Here is a 17688-nt window from a genome sequence, read left to right as displayed (position 1 = left end):
GCCCCGGCGGCCCCGGCGGCTAAGAACTGTCGGCGGGGTGCTCCTTCACCGCCTCCGCGAGGTCACGCAGGGCCTCGTCCGCGGTGAAGTCCGCTCCCCTGGCCTGCTCCGACGCGTAACGGTGGGGGCCGAGGGCCGTACGGGCGGCGGCCTCACCACGCTCGGCGGCGGTGCGCTCCAGCACGGGACGGGGGTGACCACCCCGCCACCGTGTCCCCACGGCGAGCAGACGGGTCGCGCGAGGATGGTCGCCGAGCCCGGACAGCAGGCCCGCCGCGCTCTCGACGAGGCTTGCCGTCACCACATCGGCGCACCGCCCCGCCACGGCTGCCCCCAGGGCGTCGGCCATCTTCCGCAGTCCGCGCTCCGGACCGGACTCGGCGGCCGTGATGAGCGCCTCGACCCAGTTCAGCGCCGCCATGAACTGCGGCGGAGGGGTGCCCCGCAGACTCATCTCGCCGGCCTTCCCCCACATGTCGCGCGCGAGGGCGATCTCGCCGTCGTCCAGGGCCAGCTGCGCGCGCAGCAGCCGGACGAAGGCGCGGGAGTCCATCACCCCGTACCGCTCGGCCGCCGCGTCCGCCTCTTCCAGGGCGGCCAGCATCCGCGCCCGCTCGCCCGCGCGGTAGGCGAGCTCGGCCAGCCGCGCCAGCAGGAACGGTGTCTCGGCGTGCGCGCCGACCTCGAAGGCGAGCCGCAGCGCCTCCTCGTACTCGGCCTTCGCCTCGTCGTGGAGACCGCGCGCCATGGCCGCCTCGGCGGCGGCGCTGCACACCTGGGCGCGCATCCAGCGGTCGCCCACCCGCCGGCTGAGCACGCGCAGTTCGGCGAGGTCGTCGTCCACCCCGGGCATACCGCCCGGGGCGTCGACGACCATGTGCGTACGGAACATCAGGGTGACGCCGATCGCCCAGTCGTCCCCGTACGCACGGCAGTTGGCGACCGCCTTGTTCATGGCCGGACGCACGTCGTACGAGCCGCTCAGGAAGAAGGCGGCCATCGGCCACACGATGCCCGGCATGCTCGCCGCGTCCGGGCCGCCCTTCTCGAAGGCGTCCCGCACCCGTTCGACATATTCGCGGATACGGGGATGGTCCTGTTCGTCCAGCGTCTCCGTCTCGACCCGCATGAACAGGTGCAGCATCCGTATCCGCATCCGCAGGCGGTGCAGCGGATGGGACTCCTCGCCGTCCGGGGCGTCGAGGAAGGCTTCCAGCGGGTCGAAGCGCTCGAGCTCGACGAGTCCGGCGCACCCGTCGGCGCCGGGCGCCGTGGGCCCGCCGTGCGCGGATCCGGTCGCGTCGAGTGCCACGCCCAGACGCAGGACGCGGTCCGTCCACTCCGTGCCCTCGCGGCGGAAGTTGCGCAGCCACCAGAACCATCCCATGGCGAGGACGAGCGAGGCCGCCTCCTCCTCGGCGCCGGCGACGACCGAACGGTGGAGGGCCGCCCGGATGTTGTCGAGCTCGGTCTCCAGGCGGCGGATCCAGGGCAGTTGGGCGGCGGAGCGCAGCAGCGGCTCGGCCTGTTCGGCGAGCCGTCGCGCCCACGCACGGTGGCGGCGCTCGGCCTCGGCACGCAGGTCGGGAACCTCGGCGGCGCGCTCGGCCGCGTACTCGTGAATGGTCTCCAGCATCCGGTACCGCATGCCCCCACCGCCACGCGCGCCGTCGGCGCCGCTCACGTCGGGGTCCGTGTCGTAAGGGGTCGCGACGACGAGGGACTTGTCGACGAGCGCGCCGACGAGGTGGGCGGCGGGGCCGGTGCACACGGCCTCGGCGGCGGCGAGGTCCCAGCCGCCGGCGAAGACGGACGCCTCGCGCAGCACGGTCCGCTCCCGCTCGTCGAGCAGGTCCCAGGACCAGTCGACGACGGCGCGCAGGGTCTGCTGGCGGGGCAGCACGGTGCGGCTGCCGGAGGTGAGGAGCCGGAAGCGGTCGTCGAGCCGGTCGGCGATCTGACGTGGTGTCAGTAGACGTAGGCGCGCGGCGGCCAGCTCGATGGCCAGGGGCAGGCCGTCGAGTCGCCGGCAGATCTCGTCCACCGCTTCGAAGTCGCGCAGGGCGGCGTCGGCGCCGGGACGCACGGCCGCCGCGCGCTGCATGAACAGACGCCGCGCGGGATCCGGTGGCAGGGGTTCGACCGGACGCACCAACTCACCCGGTACGCCGAGGGGTTCACGGCTGGTGGCGAGGATCGTGAGCCCCGGGCAGTGCGTGAGCAGGGTCTCGGCGAGCTCGGCCGCGGCGCCGATGACATGTTCGCAGTTGTCGAGAACCAGGAGCGGGTCGCGCGCGGCGCAGTACTCGACGAGCAGGGCGAGCGGGTCGTCCTGGGCGACCACCGTCTCGTTGCTGATCAGCGCGGTCTCGCGCAGACCGAGGGCGCTGACCACGGCGCCGGGGACCGCCTCGGGACGGTCGAGCGGGGCCAGCTCGACCAGCCACGCCTGCGGGAGCCCGGCGGCGGCTTCCTCGGCGAGGCGGGTCTTCCCCGAACCGCCCGGTCCGGTCAGCGTGACCAGACGCGCCCGCCGCAGATCGGAACGGATGGCATCGAGGTCGGCTTCCCTCCCGACGAACGAGTCCAGACGGGGGCGAAGGTTGCCGTTCCGCTCCGGCCTGGAGGGCATCGGCGTCGGCCCGGTCTCCCGGGCGAGCAACTCGGCGTGCAGGGCGCGCAGTTCCGGCCCCGGGTCGGTGCCCAGCCCGTCCAGCAGGGCACGGCGCACCTCCTCGTACGCGGCCAGCGCGTCCGCGCCGCGGCCCGTGTCGCGCAGGGCCCGGAGGAGCAGGGCACGCAGGGCCTCGTCGTACGGGTGGGCGGTCGTCAGCTCCTTCAGCTCCGGTACGACGTCGGGGGCGCGGCCCAGTCGCAGGTCCGCCTCGATGCGGGTGCGCGTGGCCTCCAGGCGGAGTGCGTCCGGGCGGGTCGCGGCGCTGCGGTCGGGGAGGTCCGCGAGGGCCGGGCCGCGCCACAGGGCGAGCGCCTCGCGCAGGCTGCGGGCGGCGGTGGGGGCGTCGCCGTGTTCGAGCGCCGCCGTGCCCTCGCGGACCAGGCGCTCGAAGACGAACAGGTCCACGTCGTCCCTGGCCGCGCGGAGGCGGTAGCCGCCCGCCTCCGAGACGACCGCGTCCCTGCCGAGGGTGCGGCGCAGGCGGCCGACCAGGGCCTGCAGTGCCGCCGGCGCGTCCAGTGGGGGTTCGTCCGCCCACACCTCGTCGATCAGGGTTTCCGGGGGCGTGGTGCGGTCGGGGCGTCGGGCCAGGGCGGCGAGCAGCGCGCGGACGCGGGGGCCGCCCACCGTGGTCGGTGTTCCCCGTTCGTCCGTTGCCTGGGCCACGCCCAGGATCCTGTACCGCACGACCCCATTCTCACCGGTGCCGGTGTGGGGGGCCGCGGCTTTCCCCCCGCCCGGGCGTCGCGCCTCCGTCGGCCCCCCGAAAACCTTCCCTCGCCCCCGCCGCCCCTACCCGACCCATCCCGTACCTGAGGGCTCCGCCCCCAGACCCCCGCCAAGGGGCTACCGCCCCCTGGACCCCCGCTCGCCCGAAGGGCTCGTCCTCAAACGCCGGACGGGCTGAAAAACCACACCGCACCCCTGTACCCGCCGTGCCACGCGAGGGGCCGTGCCGGTGTGTCGCAAGGCCGTCGCTTACGTTCGGATCGAGCAGCGGCTCGCACACCCGTCCCAGGCCTGATCCAGCGGCGACGGCCTCGACACACCGGCACGGCCCCGACCCACCCACCGACCAGCGCCGGCACCGGCACCCGACCAGCAGCGCCCGCCTACCCTCTACCCCCGCCCCCCGCTCCCGCCCCCAACGCCCGCCCCTGCGGCACGATCCCCGCAGGCACCGCCCGCTGTCGCGCGGGCGTCCCCGTCCAGCACGTCCCCCGCCGCGCCAGCAACCGCCGCAGCCACAGCTCCAGGGAGACCAGATCCGCGAGCCCGTCCAGCGGCAGCGGCTCCCCCGCGGCAGCCGCCCGCAGGGCCTTGCGCACGACCCGCGCCTCCACCAGCCCCGCCTGCGCAAGCAACGGCGTGTCGAACAGCGCGATCAGGGAGTCCGCGGCCACGCGCAGCCCCGTCCGCGCGGCCGCCGCCGAGGACGCGTGCGAAGGCGCCCCCCACCCGGGCGGCAGTTCGGCCACCCCGGCCCCCTCCAGCACCGAACGCAGAATCTCCGCCCGCGCCCCGGGCTGGACCCGCAGTGCCTCCGGAAGGACGCGGCAGGCGCGGACGACCTGGTTGTCCAGGAACGGCATGTGCAGCCGCTGGAATCGGATCTCGGCGGCCTGCTCCAGGACACGGAGATCGCCGGCGTGACGAGCGAGTGCCGCACGGGCGCGGAAGTCACCGGGCCGCTGTCCGGGCCCGACCCCGGGCCGACCTGTGGTTCCCTGCAGGCGAACCGATACTTCAGCCAACGCCTCGCCGGTCAGCCAACGCGCCGCCGGGCCGGGCCTGGCCCAGGTGAGCGCGGCGAGCGACGCCCCCACGGCCCCGCCCGGTTCCTCGAACCGCCGGTGCAGCAGCCGGTCGGCGAGGACGTCGACACCGGTCCGGTACGGCGTGCGGGCCAGTCTGCGTGCCGCGCCGTACACGCGCGCGGGAACCATCACCGACCCGTCGGCCTTCGCCAACGCGGCGACGGGTCGCACCAGATGACGTCTCTTGCGGTCCATCAGCAGGTCGGCCAGCCGCGCCGGATGGGCGTCGAGCACCTGCCGCGCCCCGTACCCCGTGAAATGGTCCGCGCTGCCGGAGGCGAGCCGCGCCCGGTGCCGCGCCGCGGCCACCAGGGACGGTCCGGGTTCGTCGGTCAGCGGACCGTCCAGGTCGGCGTACGGAAGGGTCTCCTCGGCCCCGGTGACCACCACATGGTGCAGCCGGGGATTGGCGGCCAGGGTCCCGGCCCGTTCCAGCTCGGCCTCCCGCCCGCGCACGGCGAGGTCGTTGAACGTGACCGCGAGCAGCCGCTCCCCGGCCCCCGTGCCGTGCCCCAGTACGGTCCCGGGCGCCCCCGGAAGCCCCGCGGCGAGCAGGGCCAGCGTCCCGGAGGCGGGCCCTCCCGAGAGGTCGGCCCCGATCCCGGGCACGGGCATGCCTCGCGCGGCGCGCCGTTCCGCGGGTCCCATTCCGGGGACGGGCCCGGGGTCGATGTCCGTGCCGGGAACGTGCCGGGGCGCGGCGAGACGTGCGCGCACCGCCTCCACGAGGGCGTCCCGGACGCCGTCCATCGCGCGGTCGGGGTCGGCCGAGGGCGCGGCGACGGCGAGCGAGGCGACGGGTTCGTAGCCGGCGATCTCCCGGGCGCCGGTGCGCAGGATCAGCGCGTGTCCCGGCGGAATCCGCCGCACCCCTTCGTAGGGCGTCGAGTCGTGGACCGCGGCCGGTACGTCGGGGGCGGCGAGCAGGGCCGCCAGATGTCCGAAGTCGAGGTTGGCCTCGATGAGGTCGGCGAGCGGCAGCGCGGCGGTCGCGTACGCGGTGCCGCCGGCCCAAGGGGTGTAGAAGACGGGCCGGATGCCGGCGAGATCACCCGCGACGGTGACGCGGCGGCCGACCTGGACGACGGCGGTGTAACTGCCGGACCACGCGGTGAGATGCCGCAGTGCGCCGCCGCGCGCCGCGAAGAGTCCGACCCGGATCTCCTCGTCGCTCGCGCCACAGGTCCCGAGGACCGCGATCCGGTTCTGTGCGTCGGCCTTCACGACGCGCACCTCGTCGGGGCGCCAGTCGCCGACCGCCCAGAGCGGATCGGGGTCGCCCCACAGGAGTTGGGAGCCCACCGGGTGCACGGTCTCGCCGTCGTTGCCGGTGGCGCCGGCCGAACCGATCTCGGGCGCCCTGGCGGCGGCACTGCTCCACCCCACCAACCACCGCATCGACGCCTCCACGGACTGTGGACAACCAGTGCACCGTACGAACTCGGCACCATGCTGCCACGAAGAGTGCGTGCGGGAGGGTTCCTGCGACGGCTTGCGCCCCCTGGAATGCGCCCCCGCGAACGCGCGCGCGCCGCTGGGGAGCGACTGCAAAGCCGATCCGACACGACTGCGAACGCCCGCCGGGGGGAGGGCAGTCAGGGGAGACGGGCGAACGGACCGCCGAGGGCGGGGGTCGATCTGCGACGCGAATGCGCCCCCGATACGCTCCCCTCGGACACCCTGCGCGCCCTCAAGTCGCGTGGTAGGAGCGGTAATCACCCGCGAGAAGCACCGTCGATTTTCGGCCAAATCGGCCACGGCCGGACAGCGTTGCACACGCTCCGTACAGGCCCTGCGCACCACTGGACCGACGCACGGTCCGGGAGGCGGGGTTCGCCTCCCGGACCGGTCCGCCGCCCGCGGGGATGGAGGCGGCGGTGTCCCCCAGCCCACTGGATCCAGTACAGCGGGCCGACCCACGCACCCTCCATGGAAGCGCTCCCCCGATGGCCGGAGAAGAGCGCACGGGCGGGCGCACAGCCACACAACAGGAGCACGCCGCAACCGTCCGTACTTCCGTACGGACCACAATCCCGCCATTGGGAACAACGCCCCTTAACGCATGGGATGCGGCGAACTACGCTGGGTTTACGAATGCCGCATGGTTATGCCAGCGCGGCAGCCGTCTGTGTCGAGGGGTGGCGCATGTCCAGGGAGCAACGCGGGCCGAACGAAAAACTCGGCGCCGTTCTCGCCCTCGCGGGAATCAGCAACGCAGGACTCGCGCGGCGCGTCAACGATCTTGGCGCTCAACGCGGGTTGACTCTTCGCTACGACAAGACGTCCGTGGCGCGCTGGGTGTCGAAGGGAATGGTGCCGCAAGGCGCGGCTCCACACCTCATCGCGGCCGCCATCGGACAGAAGCTCGGCCGCCCGGTGCCGCTCCACGAGATCGGTCTGGCGGACGCGGATCCCGCGCCCGAAGTGGGCCTCGCCTTCCCCCGTGACGTCGGGCAGGCGGTGCGGTCGGCCACCGATCTGTACCGTCTCGATCTCGCCGGGCGCCGGGCCGGCAGCGGCGGCATCTGGCAGTCACTGGCCGGTTCCTTCGCGGTGAGCGCCTACGCGACCCCCGCCTCACGCTGGCTGATAACCCCGGCCGACAGTTCGGTGGCGCGGGACGCGAACCCTGCCGAGGGCTCCGGAGCGCCACTGAAAGTCGGCCACAGCGACGTGCAGAAGCTCCGCGAGGCAGCCGAGGACGCCAGGCGCTGGGACTCCAAGTACGGGGGCGGCGACTGGCGTTCGTCGATGGTGCCGGAGTGTCTGCGCGTCGAGGCGGCTCCGCTGCTGCTCGGCTCGTACTCGGACGAGGTCGGCAGGGCCCTCTTCGGGGCGTCCGCCGAACTCACCCGCCTCGCCGGCTGGATGGCCTTCGACACCGGCCAGCAGGAGGCGGCGCAGCGCTACTACATCCAGGCGCTGCGGCTGGCCAGAGCCGCGGCGGACGTCCCCCTCGGGGGCTACGTGCTCGCCTCCATGTCCCTCCAGGCGACCTACCGGGGCTTCGGCGACGAGGGCGTCGACCTCGCCCAGGCCGCCCTGGAACGCAACCGCGGCCTGGCCACGGCCCGCACGATGAGTTTCTTCCGCCTCGTCGAGGCACGCGCCCACGCGCGCGCGGGTGACGCCCACGCGGCCGGCGGTGCCCTGCGGGCCGCCGAGGGCTGGCTGGAGCGGGCCCGGGACGGCGACAACGATCCGTCCTGGCTCGGCTTCTACTCGTACGACCGGTTCGCCGCCGACGCGGCGGAGTGCTACCGCGATCTCAAGGCGCCGCGCCAGGTCCGCCGCTTCACCGAGCAGGCACTGTCGAAGCCGACGGAGGAGTTCGTCCGCTCCCACGGTCTGCGCCTGGTGGTGTCGGCGGTCGCCGAGCTCGAGTCGGGCAATCTGGACGCGGCGTGCGAGCAGGGCGTACGGGCGGTGGAGGTCGCCGGGCGCATCTCCTCCGCGCGCACCACCGAGTACGTGAAGGACCTGCTCCACCGGCTGGAGCCGTACGGCGACGAACCGCGCGTGGCGGAACTCCGGGAGCGCGCACGACCGCTGCTGATGGCTCCCGCGTAGACCGTGTCCGACGGCCGTGCCCGGTGACCGTGTCCGACAGCCGTACCCGGTGACCGTGTCCGACGGCCGCGTCCGGCCTGGTGGTCCTTCCCGCGTCACCCGGCGGGAAGGGACCGGACGGCCGGACACGGCCGGGATCGGATCCACTCCGGTGTGCGGGGACGGGGTGTGCGGGGCGGGATGAGCCCCCGCGGGACACGGGCTCGCCCCGTCCCCCGCACGCGCGGCGTCCGCTCGTCCATCTGTGCGATCTTCGCGGCGCTTTCCGGGTTTGAGGGCATTGTCAGTGGCGCAGTGCACTATCGAAGCCGGGAGGTGGAGCAGGTGCGGATCGTTCACGACTGCGATGTGCTGGTGATCGGCGGCGGGATCGTCGGCCTGTCGACGGCGTACGCGATCTCGCGCGCCGCGCCGGGCACACGGGTGACCGTGCTGGAGAAGGAGTCCGGCGCCGCCCGGCACCAGACGGGGCACAACAGCGGGGTGATCCACAGCGGGATCTACTACCGGCCGGGCTCGCTGAAGGCGCGGTACGCGGTGCGCGGCGCCGCCGAGATGGTCAAGTTCTGCGCGGAGTACGGCATCGCGCACGCCGTCACCGGCAAGCTGATCGTCGCCACGGAGAAGGCCGAGCTGCCCCGCCTGCACGCACTCGTCCAGCGGGGCCGGGAGAACGGGATTCCGGTCCGCGAGCTCGGCACCGCCCAGCTCGCGGAGTACGAGCCGGAGGTGCGCGGGCTCGCCGCGATCCATGTCGGCACGACGGGGATCTGCGACTACGTGGCGGTCGCCCGGCAGCTCGCGGAGGCCTCCGGCGCGGAGATCCGCTACGGGGCCGAGGTCGTCCGCATCGACCGGCGGGACGCCCTCGGGGTCGCCGTCCGCACCGGTGACGGCGCGATCGTCCGTGCGCGGGTGCTGGTCAACTGCGCGGGGCTCCAGTGCGACGAGGTCGCGCGGCTCGCGGGGGACGAGCCCGGGATGCGGATCGTGCCGTTCCGCGGCGAGTACTACTCGTTGGCGCGGCCCGAGCTGGTGCGGGGGCTCGTGTATCCCGTGCCGGACCCCGCCTTCCCCTTCCTCGGGGTGCATCTCACCCGGGGGATCGACGGAGACGTCCACATCGGGCCCAACGCGGTGCCGGCGCTCGCCCGGGAGGGGTACGGATGGGGGGTGATCCGTCCCCGCGAGGTGGGCACGACCCTGGCCTGGCCCGGGTCGTGGCGGATGGCCCGGCGGCACTGGTGGTACGGGGCGGGGGAGCTGCGGCGGTCGGTGTCCAGGAAGGCGTTCACCGGAGCCGTGCAGCGGCTGCTGCCGGCGGTGACGGTGGACGATCTGGTGCCTGCGGAGGCGGGGGTGCGGGCGCAGGCGGTGCTGCGGGACGGGACGCTGGTGGACGACTTCCTGATCGAGGAGGGGGTGCGGACGGTGCATGTGCTGAACGCGCCGTCGCCTGCCGCGACGGCGGCTCTGCCGATCGGGAGAGAGGTTGCGCGCAGGGCGCTGGCCTCGCTGGCGGCGACCTGAGGATTTTCGCCCCCGCCGCCGCTACCCGACCCATCCTCCACCTGGGGGCTCCGCCCCAGACCCCGCCAGGGGGCTCCGCCCCCTGGACCCCCATCGCCCGAAGGGCGTCCTCAAACGCCGGACGGGCTGAAATGCATGACCCCGGGCGCCGGCCTTCGAGGACGACCCAACAGCACGGGGCTCGCACCTCCAGCGCAGGCCCGCATATCCAGCCCGTCCGGCGCTTGAGGACGAGGCCGCCCAGGCCGATGCGGGGGTCGGAAGGCGGCAGCCCCCGGCGGGCAGCGGACGGTGTGTGCCGGACCTGGTCGTAAAATCGACGCATTGTGTCTGAGTTCCTGAGCAGCTCCCCCGAAGAGCCCCACCCCACCGGCGACACCCAGCGGGAGCGCCCCCGTGCCAAGGGAGAGCCCCGCTTCCCCGACGGGCCGAAGGCCGATCCCGCCGGGTCGCACTTCGAGCGGCGGATCCGGAGTTTCCAGCCGCGCCGGAGCCGGGTGACGGCCGGGCAGGCGGACGCCCTGCAGCGGCTGTGGCCCAAGTGGGGCCTCGACATCGACGGGCAGCGGATCATCGACCTGGCCGAACTCTTCGGTGCCGACCTTCCCGTCGTCCTCGAAATCGGATTCGGCATGGGCGAGGCCACGGCGCGGATGGCCACCGAGGACCCGGGGACGGGCATCCTGGCCGTCGACGTGCACACCCCCGGCCAGGGCAACCTGCTGAACCTCGCGGACCAGAACGGACTGTCCAACATCCGGGTCGGCAACGGCGACGCGATCATCCTGCTCCGCGAGATGCTCCCGCCGGACTCGCTGAGCGGCCTGCGCGTGTACTTCCCCGATCCGTGGCCCAAGAAGCGCCACCACAAGCGCCGGCTGATCCAGCCGGAGTTCCTGGACCTCGTCGCGACCCGCCTCGCGCCGGGCGCGCTGGTGCACTGCGCGACCGACTGGGAGCCGTACGCCGAACAGATGCTGGAGGTGCTGACCGCACATCCGGACTTCGAGAACACCGCGCCGGACGGCGGTTTCGCGCCTCGTCCGGGCTTCCGGCCGCTGACCCGTTTCGAGGGCCAGGGGCTGGAGAAGGGTCATGTGGTGAACGACCTGCTCTTCCGGCGCGTACGGCACCGGGAGCAGCACACGTCGGGCGACTGACACTCCCGCGGACCGCCTCCGGCACCGTCGCGGGGACCGCCCCTGCCTCGTTAGGGTCAATGCCGTGGCCACCTTCCCCGCGTACCCCACGCACCCCGGCGCTCCCGGCGACGCGCCGACCGCCGGTGCGCCGCGGCTCCCGCACTGGTGGCAGCGATGGGGGTACCTCGCTGCCCGAGCGCGGCCGACAGCCTGGGGGAGAGTGCGTTACGGCGCGCCGGCCGCCCTGCTCGCGCTCTCCGGTCTCGTGATCCTGGCCCTGGTGCGCCAGCAGACGGGTACCGAGGGTTTCCTGGTGGGTCTCGGCCTCGCCGTGCTGCCCGTCCCGCTCCTTCTCGCCGCGTTCCGCTGGCTGGACCGGGTCGAGCCCGGCCCCTGGCGGAACCTGCTCTTCGCCTTCGCCTGGGGCGCGTGCGCGGCGGCGCTGATAGCGATCGTCGCCAACAGCTTCGCGACCCGGTGGATAGCCACCGCGACCGCCGACCCGTCGAGCGCGGACACGCTCGGCGCGACGGTCATAGCCCCGATCGTCGAGGAGTCCGCGAAGGCCACGGCCGTCCTGCTGGTCTTCCTCTTCCGCAGACGGCACTTCACCGGGATCGTCGACGGCGTGGTCATCGCCGGGGTCACGGCGACCGGCTTCGCCTTCACCGAGAACATCCTCTACCTCGGCAACGCCTTCGGCACGGACCAGCTCAGCGGCGAGCACGGACTGGCCTCAGTCACCGCCGCGACCTTCTTCGTCCGGGTCGTGATGGCGCCCTTCGCGCACCCGCTGTTCACCGTGTTCACCGGCATCGGCTTCGGCATCGCGGCACTGTCCGCCGAGCACCGGCGGCTGCGCCGCGTCCTGCTGCCCCTGGGCGGACTGCTGCTCGCGATGGGCATGCACGCCATGTGGAACGGCTCGTCGAGCTTCGGGAAGTACGGGTTCTTCGCGGTGTACGGCGCGTTCATGGTGCCGGCGTTCGGGCTGCTCACCTTCCTCGTCATCTGGACGCGGCAGCGCGAGCTGAGGACCGTCCGCGCCGAACTCCCGGCGTACGCCGCCGCCGGGTGGCTGACACCGCCCGAGCCGTACGCGCTCGGTTCGATGCGGGCACGGCGGCTCGCCCGTCGGTACGCGGCCCATCACTTCGGCAGGGCGGCGGCACGGTCGGTCGCGCGGTACGAGGCCTGCGCGACCTCGCTCGCGTTCCTGCGGCACCGGGGACGCAGCGGCCGGGCCGGCGCCGATTTCGTCGTACGGGAGCGGGAGTTGCTCCACGAGCTGTGGCGCCGCCGGGAGGTCGCCCGCCCCTCTCTCGCGTACGCGGCACGGGTGACCGCGCCGGCCGTACCGGTGCCGCCGCCGTGGCCCGCGTACGGCTACGGCGGCTACAGCCACGGCGGCTACGGCCATGTCCCCGCGCAGCCGTCCGCCCCGGACGGACGTCCGTATCCGGCCCCGGCAGCGCCCCGTCCGGCGTACGACCCGTACCGGACCTGAGCGGCGCCGGGGCCGCGGAGCGGATCGCTCAGGCGGACGCCTCCGTCAGCCGCGCCAGTTCGTCGTCCGTCAGCGTCAGGTCCGCGACCGCGAGCAGCGCCGGAAGCTGTTCGACCGTCCGCGCCGAGGCGATCGGGGCCGCGACGGTGGGCCGGGCGGCGAGCCAGGCGAGGGCGACCGTGGCGACCGGGACGTCATGGGCGCGGGCGACCTCGTCGAGGGCGTCGAGGACACGGGGCCCCCGCTCCGTCTCGAGGTGCTTGGCCGCGCCCTCGGCCCGCGCCGAGTCGACGGTCGTGCCCGGACGGTACTTGCCGGTGAGGAAGCCGGACGCGAGGGCGAAGTACGGGACGGCGGCCAGTCCGGTCCGGGAGGCGACCTCCTGGAGCGGGCCCTCGTAGGTGTCGCGCGAGACGAGGTTGTAGTGGGGCTGGAGGGCGGTGTAGCGGGCGAGGCCCTCGCGGTCGGAGAACTCCAGGGACTCCGCGAGCCGCTCGGCGGAGAGGTTGGAGGCGCCGATCGCCCGGACCTTGCCGGCCCGGACCAGCTCGTCGAGCGTGCCGATGATCTCCTCGACGGGGACCGAGGTGTCGTCGAAGTGGGTGTAGTAGAGGTCGATGTAGTCCGTGCCGAGCCGGCGCAGTGATGCGTCGGCCGCCGCCCTGATGGTGTCCGGGGCCAGCCCCTTGTACTGGGGATGGGAACCGACCTTGGTGGCGAGGACGACATCGGAGCGATTGCCGCGCGCGGCGAACCACTTGCCGATGATCGTCTCGGACTCGCCGCCCTTGTTGCCGGGGATCCACGCCGAGTAGCCGTCGGCGGTGTCGACGAAGTTGCCGCCCCCGGCGGCGTACGCGTCGAGGACGGCGAAGGACTGCGCCTCGTCGGCGGTCCAGCCGAAGACGTTGCCGCCGAGGGCGAGCGGGAAGACCTCGAGGTCGGAGGAACCGAGCTTGCGGAGAGGAGTCATACCCCATTGCAACAGCCGTACCGGACGACTGCATTCCGCACCCGCCGTACTGGTGGCGGGTGCCGGATCAGGGGTTGATGCCCTTGCCGTGCAGCCACGCCATCGGGTCGATCGCGGCGCCGCCGCCGGGGTGGACCTCCAGGTGGAGGTGCGGCCCGGTCACGTTGCCGGTCGCGCCCACCCGTCCGATGACGTCACCCGTGCCCACCTTCTGGCCCACGCTGACGCTGATGGACGACTGGTGGCAGAACCACAGCTCCGTGCCGTCGTCGAGGGTGAGGATCGTGCGGTAGCCGTACGCGCCGGCCCAACCCGCCTCCGTGATGGTGCCGCTGTGGATCGCCTTGATCAGCGTGCCCGTGGGAGCGGCGAAGTCGAGGCCGGTGTGGTACCCGGAGGACCACATGGAGCCGGCGTCGCCGAAGCGGGAGGTCAGGGTGTACGAGGAGGTCGGCAGCGAGTAGCTCTTGGCGAGCTCCGCGAGACGCGCGGCCTCGGCCTTCTGCTTGGCCTCAGCGTCCGCCTTCTTCTTCGCGGCGGCTTCCTTGGCCTTGGCCTCGTCCTGCTGCTCGGCGGCCAGCGCGACCGCCTTCTTCGCGGCGGCGGTCTCGGCGGCGGACTGGGCCGCACTGTCGACCTGGTCCTGCTGGGACTCTGCCTGCTCCATGATGCGGGCACGCAGCGCCTCACCGGCGTCCGCGTTGCCCTGGGCGGCGTCGGCGCTGGTGAGACCGGCGCCGGTGAGCGGGGTGGAGGAGCCCTTCGGCGTGCTGGAGCCGCCGTCGGAGATCAGGGCCTTGGCCGACTGGGTGACCGAGGAGAGGTCGGGCAGCGAGATCGACACGGGCGGCTTGCCGGGTGCGGCGGTGGCGATGCCACCCGCGCCGACGGCGGCCAGGACACCGACGCCGAGGACGGTGGAGCTGCGGGCGAGCCCGCCCCCGCGCTGCTTGGAGACGCGGTGCCGGCCGCGGACGGGAGCGACGGAATCCGCGGTGGGGTTCCACTCCTCCCAGGGGCCCTCGTCGTCGCCGCGGGAGTAACCGAAGGTCTGGGTGTCGTTCGGCGCGAACGAAGTGGGCTGGGCAGGCCGGTTGGACGCCACGTGGGCGCGCTCCTTTCCTTCCTTCTCGCCTACCGGGTTAGCTGACGGGTTCGGAGCAGGAAGGTCTCCTACGCGCGTCAACCCACGGTGTCTCCACCGTGAAAGACGCTCGATTCACCCCAAGTTGGTGGTTCCCCGGTTCCCTCGCGGGATTCGGCGCGTGCGCACGGAGCCGTCTCTTGTGACGGCTGGGACGACCGCGCTGCGTTATCGAACGTTAATAGACTCGGGTACCGGATTCCAAGCCGTTCGTGCTGATCATTGCGCTCTCTTGGCCAGGACTTACGGGGCATGAGCGGGGGAAAACGGGCGAGTTGGCCCACCGTCCCCGGTGAGGCCGTTCTTGACGGTGCGTCAGTCGTTATGCGGAGGGATACCGTCCGGCTACGCCTCGTGACGGCGATCAAGGAGCTTCGCCGTCTGCCGGGGGCGCCGTACGGCGAGCAGTGCCATGTCGTCCGAGAGCGCGCCGCCGGTGTGCCGTCGGACCCCCGTCGCGAGCGAGGCCAGCAGGGCGTCCGGGTCGCGGAAGGTCCGTCCCGCGAGCCGTTCGGCCGGCTCGTAGAAGGTCCCCCGGCCGTCGCGCGCCTCGGACAGCCCGTCCGTGTGGACCAGCAGCGTGGAGCCGGACGGGAAGTCCGCCGTCTCCGCGCGGTCGGGCCAGGAGCCGAGCTCGCCCATGCCGAGCGGCAGCGCGGGGTCCGCGGCGTCGAGCGTGGCCAGCGTGCCGTCCGCGTGCAGGAGCAACGGCGGAGGATGGCCGCGGTTGACGATCCGTACCGCGTCGCCGTCGTGCGGGATCTCCGCGAGGACGGCCGTGGTGAAGCCCTCGAAGGCGTCCAGGCCCTCGCGCCGGGTGCCCTCGCGGGCCAGCGCCCGTTCCAGCCGCTGCGCGACCGCCTCCAGGGTCGCCTCCTGCTCGGCCGCCTCCCGGAACGCCCCGATGACCACCGCGACGGCGGCCACCGCGCCCATGCCCTTCCCACGGACGTCGCCCACCACCAGCCGTACTCCGTGCGGGGTGTCCTGCACGGCGTAGAGGTCGCCGCCGATGGACGCGCCCTCCTGGGCGGCCTCGTAGCGCGCCGCGACCTCCAGGGCGCCGATCCTGGCCTCGGGCTCCGGCAGCACGGCGCGCTGTGCCGCCTCGGCGATCTGGCGGGCCGAGGCGAGCCGTTCGTCCGAGCGGCGGACGAGGATGTTGATGAGGACGGCGAGGCCGACGACGGTCGCCACCGTGACGACCTCGGTGATCGAGCCGATCCTCATGTGCAGGCCCAACCTGAGACGGAGGGCGAGCAGCGCGGCCAGCGTCAGGGCCCCCGTGAGGAAGGTGCCGCGCAGCGAGAAGAGCGGCGCGGCGACGAGCGGGGCGGCGGTGAAGAGCGGGGCCGCGGTGAAGTCGGGCGGTGTGAGGACGTCGTAGACCACCGCGACGACGACGAGCAGCACCGGCAGCACCCGCACCAGGGTCCAGGCGCGCGAGATCCGGCGCGCGTCCGTCTCGACCGGAACCCGCGGCGGCTCGCTCCCGAGCCCCGGATCGGGCACGGGGTCGCCGGGCAGCCGTCCGCCCGACCGGTCGTAGGGCGGTTCGGCCCGCTGCGCACCTCCTGGCTGCCCCACCCGTCCAGGTTTCCCGCAGCGGGGGGAGGGGGCCAGCGGTGTGGGCCGACCGGGGGACGGGTCCGCCGACAGGCGTCGCGCGCGTCCTGCGGCCGGTCCCCGTATCCGCGGCCGGAGAGACGCCGGGGGCCAGCGGGCGGAGGGACGCCGGGGGCCGCGAATACCCGGAACCGAGGGCCGCGCGAACACCGGGAACCGGAAAACACCGGGAACCGGAAACGCCGAAGGCCCGGAACGCCAAGGCCCGGAACACCAAGGACGGAAACACCAAGGGCCGGAACTCGTGAATCCGAGTTCCGGCCCTTGGCCTTGAGTAGCGGGGACAGGATTTGAACCTGCGACCTCTGGGTTATGAGCCCAGCGAGCTACCGAGCTGCTCCACCCCGCGTCGTTGAAACCAGTGTACGCCATGTTCGACCCCCGGAGCACACCCGTTCACGCACGCCCCGCGACCAGGCCTCTTCCTCCGCGGTTCCGCTCCGATCCCCCCGCGATTCCGCTCCGCTCACGACCACCACGGCCGGGGCGCCCGGCCGCCGGAAGCCCCTCCGCTAGGGGGCGCCGAGAAGATGCGCGTTGGGTGCCGTGGCCCGCTCCTCGAACTCCGGGAGCACCACGACGTCCGCGCCCGCGGCCGCCAGCAGCCCGTTTCCGTCCGCGCCCGCCACGAAGGTGTCCGGTTCCCGCCAGGCGGTCACCACTCTGCGCACGCCCGCGTCGAGGATCAGCCGGGCGCAGGGCGCGGGCCGCGAGGCCCGCCGGGCGCACGGTTCCAGACTGCTGTAGACGGTGGCGGTCGCCAGCCGGGGATCCCCGGCGGCGATCTTGGCGAGTGCCGCCTCCTCCGCGTGCGCGACCGGGTCGCCCCCCTCCCGCGAGTGTCCGCGGGCCAGCTCGGTGCCGTCCGCGGCCACCACCACCGCGCCCACACTGAACGCGGTCCGCGACGGCGGGCACAGCGCTGCGAGTTCGCACGCGACCCCCAGCCAGTGCCGGTCCGCGGCGGCCGCGAGCCCACCGGTGCCGGGTGCCGTGGGGACGTAGCGGATGAGGACGACGTCTCCCACCGCCCGGGTCTCCACCAGCCGCATCCGCCCGGGCGGGTATCCCCCGGGCCCGAACAGCCGCGGCGCGTCCGCCTGTCCCACGAAGAGCGGCGCGACGGCGAGCTGCAGCTCGTCGGCCAGGCCCTGGCCCATCAGCTGGGTGTGCACCCGCCCGCCGCCCTCGACCATGAGACGCCGTACCCCCCGTACGTCATGGAGGTGTTCGAGCACGGCGCGCCAGTCCAGTTCGGCCCCCGTCGCCACCACGTCGACGCTCGGACCGCGCAGGGCGTCGGCGGCCCGTACGGCTCCCTTGTCCGTGGTGTAGACGATCTTCTCGCCGCCCGTGTGCCAGAACTGCGCGTCGGGGTCGAGGTCGCCGGAGCCGCTCACGGTGACCTTCAACGGGTAGGCGGGGCGGCCTTCGGCGACCCGGGCCGCCCGCCGCTCGGCGGAGTTGACCAGGAGCCGGGGATTGTCCGAGCGGATGGTGCCCGCGCCGACCAGGATCGCGTCGCTGGACGCCCGCACCTCGTCGACCCGGTCGAAGTCGGCCGGACCCGAGAGCAGCAGCCGTTCGGGGCCGGTGTCGTCCAGGAAGCCGTCGAGCGAGACGGCGGCGGACAACAGGACGTAGGGATGGGGCATGGGACGCTGCCTCCGGCTCCGAGCTCCGCGCTCTGGGCTGCTAGTGA

Annotated in this window: 10 protein-coding genes, 1 tRNA gene and 1 riboswitch; of the genes, 4 read left to right on the top strand and 7 right to left on the bottom strand. The window is 73.6% G+C overall.

Annotated elements, in window-relative coordinates; all coding sequences use genetic code 11:
* Positions 1-19: 19 nt before the first annotated feature.
* Positions 20-3364 (bottom strand): ATP-binding protein, encoded by a 3345-nt coding sequence (locus tag OG199_RS22595; protein WP_405830985.1) that lies wholly within the window; start codon positions 3362-3364, stop codon positions 20-22.
* A 425-nt stretch (positions 3365-3789) separates the two neighbouring features.
* Positions 3790-5892 (bottom strand): asparagine synthase-related protein, encoded by a 2103-nt coding sequence (locus tag OG199_RS22590; RefSeq protein WP_405830984.1) that lies wholly within the window; start codon positions 5890-5892, stop codon positions 3790-3792.
* Positions 5893-6639: 747 nt separating this feature from the next.
* Between OG199_RS22590 and OG199_RS22585 the strand changes: the two genes are divergently transcribed.
* From OG199_RS22585 to OG199_RS22570, 4 genes are all read left to right on the top strand, one after another.
* Positions 6640-8064, top strand: a complete 1425-nt coding sequence (locus OG199_RS22585) for an MFS transporter (RefSeq protein ID WP_266700118.1) — start codon at positions 6640-6642, stop codon at positions 8062-8064.
* Between the two features lie 294 nt (positions 8065-8358).
* Entirely contained in the window at positions 8359-9594 is a 1236-nt protein-coding gene (gene lhgO / locus OG199_RS22580; RefSeq protein ID WP_405830982.1) for an L-2-hydroxyglutarate oxidase, read from the top strand.
* A gap of 326 nt (positions 9595-9920) precedes the next feature.
* A complete protein-coding gene (gene trmB, locus OG199_RS22575; protein WP_401807639.1) occupies positions 9921-10754 on the top strand; it encodes a tRNA (guanosine(46)-N7)-methyltransferase TrmB in 834 nt (277 codons plus the stop codon).
* A gap of 64 nt (positions 10755-10818) precedes the next feature.
* On the top strand, positions 10819-12243 hold the full coding sequence (locus tag OG199_RS22570) for a PrsW family intramembrane metalloprotease (protein WP_405830979.1): 1425 nt from the start codon (positions 10819-10821) through the stop codon (positions 12241-12243).
* A 28-nt stretch (positions 12244-12271) separates the two neighbouring features.
* Here OG199_RS22570 and OG199_RS22565 read toward each other — a convergent pair whose 3' ends face one another.
* From OG199_RS22565 to OG199_RS22545, 5 genes are all read right to left on the bottom strand, one after another.
* Positions 12272-13216 (bottom strand): aldo/keto reductase, encoded by a 945-nt coding sequence (locus OG199_RS22565; RefSeq protein ID WP_356809053.1) that lies wholly within the window; start codon positions 13214-13216, stop codon positions 12272-12274.
* A gap of 67 nt (positions 13217-13283) precedes the next feature.
* The gene (locus tag OG199_RS22560) at positions 13284-14321 is read right to left on the bottom strand and encodes a M23 family metallopeptidase (RefSeq protein ID WP_356809052.1); all 1038 of its coding nucleotides are present in this window, start codon (positions 14319-14321) and stop codon (positions 13284-13286) included.
* Positions 14322-14332: 11 nt separating this feature from the next.
* Positions 14333-14490, bottom strand: a riboswitch (cyclic di-AMP (ydaO/yuaA leader).
* Positions 14491-14705: 215 nt separating this feature from the next.
* The gene (locus OG199_RS22555; RefSeq protein WP_405830977.1) at positions 14706-15947 is read right to left on the bottom strand and encodes a PP2C family protein-serine/threonine phosphatase; all 1242 of its coding nucleotides are present in this window, start codon (positions 15945-15947) and stop codon (positions 14706-14708) included.
* Between the two features lie 314 nt (positions 15948-16261).
* Positions 16262-16335: transfer RNA gene (locus OG199_RS22550), tRNA-Met, on the bottom strand.
* Between the two features lie 163 nt (positions 16336-16498).
* The gene (locus OG199_RS22545) at positions 16499-17641 is read right to left on the bottom strand and encodes a dihydrofolate reductase family protein (protein ID WP_405830975.1); all 1143 of its coding nucleotides are present in this window, start codon (positions 17639-17641) and stop codon (positions 16499-16501) included.
* Positions 17642-17688: the final 47 nt, after the last annotated feature.

It is taken from the genome of Streptomyces sp. NBC_01176 (assembly GCF_045039825.1).
In the GTDB taxonomy this organism is placed as follows: Bacteria; Actinomycetota; Actinomycetes; order Streptomycetales; family Streptomycetaceae; genus Streptomyces.
The sequence above is the reverse complement of the archived record's forward strand: the minus strand, read 5'-3'. Positions and strand labels throughout refer to the sequence as shown.

Coding starts and splice junctions, on each gene's coding strand:
- OG199_RS22565 (WP_356809053.1), bottom strand. CDS start 13,216: ATGACTCCTCTCCGCAAGCTCGGTTCCTCCGACCTCGAGGTCTTCCCG.
- OG199_RS22585 (WP_266700118.1), top strand. CDS start 6,640: ATGTCCAGGGAGCAACGCGGGCCGAACGAAAAACTCGGCGCCGTTCTC.
- OG199_RS22545 (WP_405830975.1), bottom strand. CDS start 17,641: ATGCCCCATCCCTACGTCCTGTTGTCCGCCGCCGTCTCGCTCGACGGC.
- OG199_RS22590 (WP_405830984.1), bottom strand. CDS start 5,892: ATGCGGTGGTTGGTGGGGTGGAGCAGTGCCGCCGCCAGGGCGCCCGAG.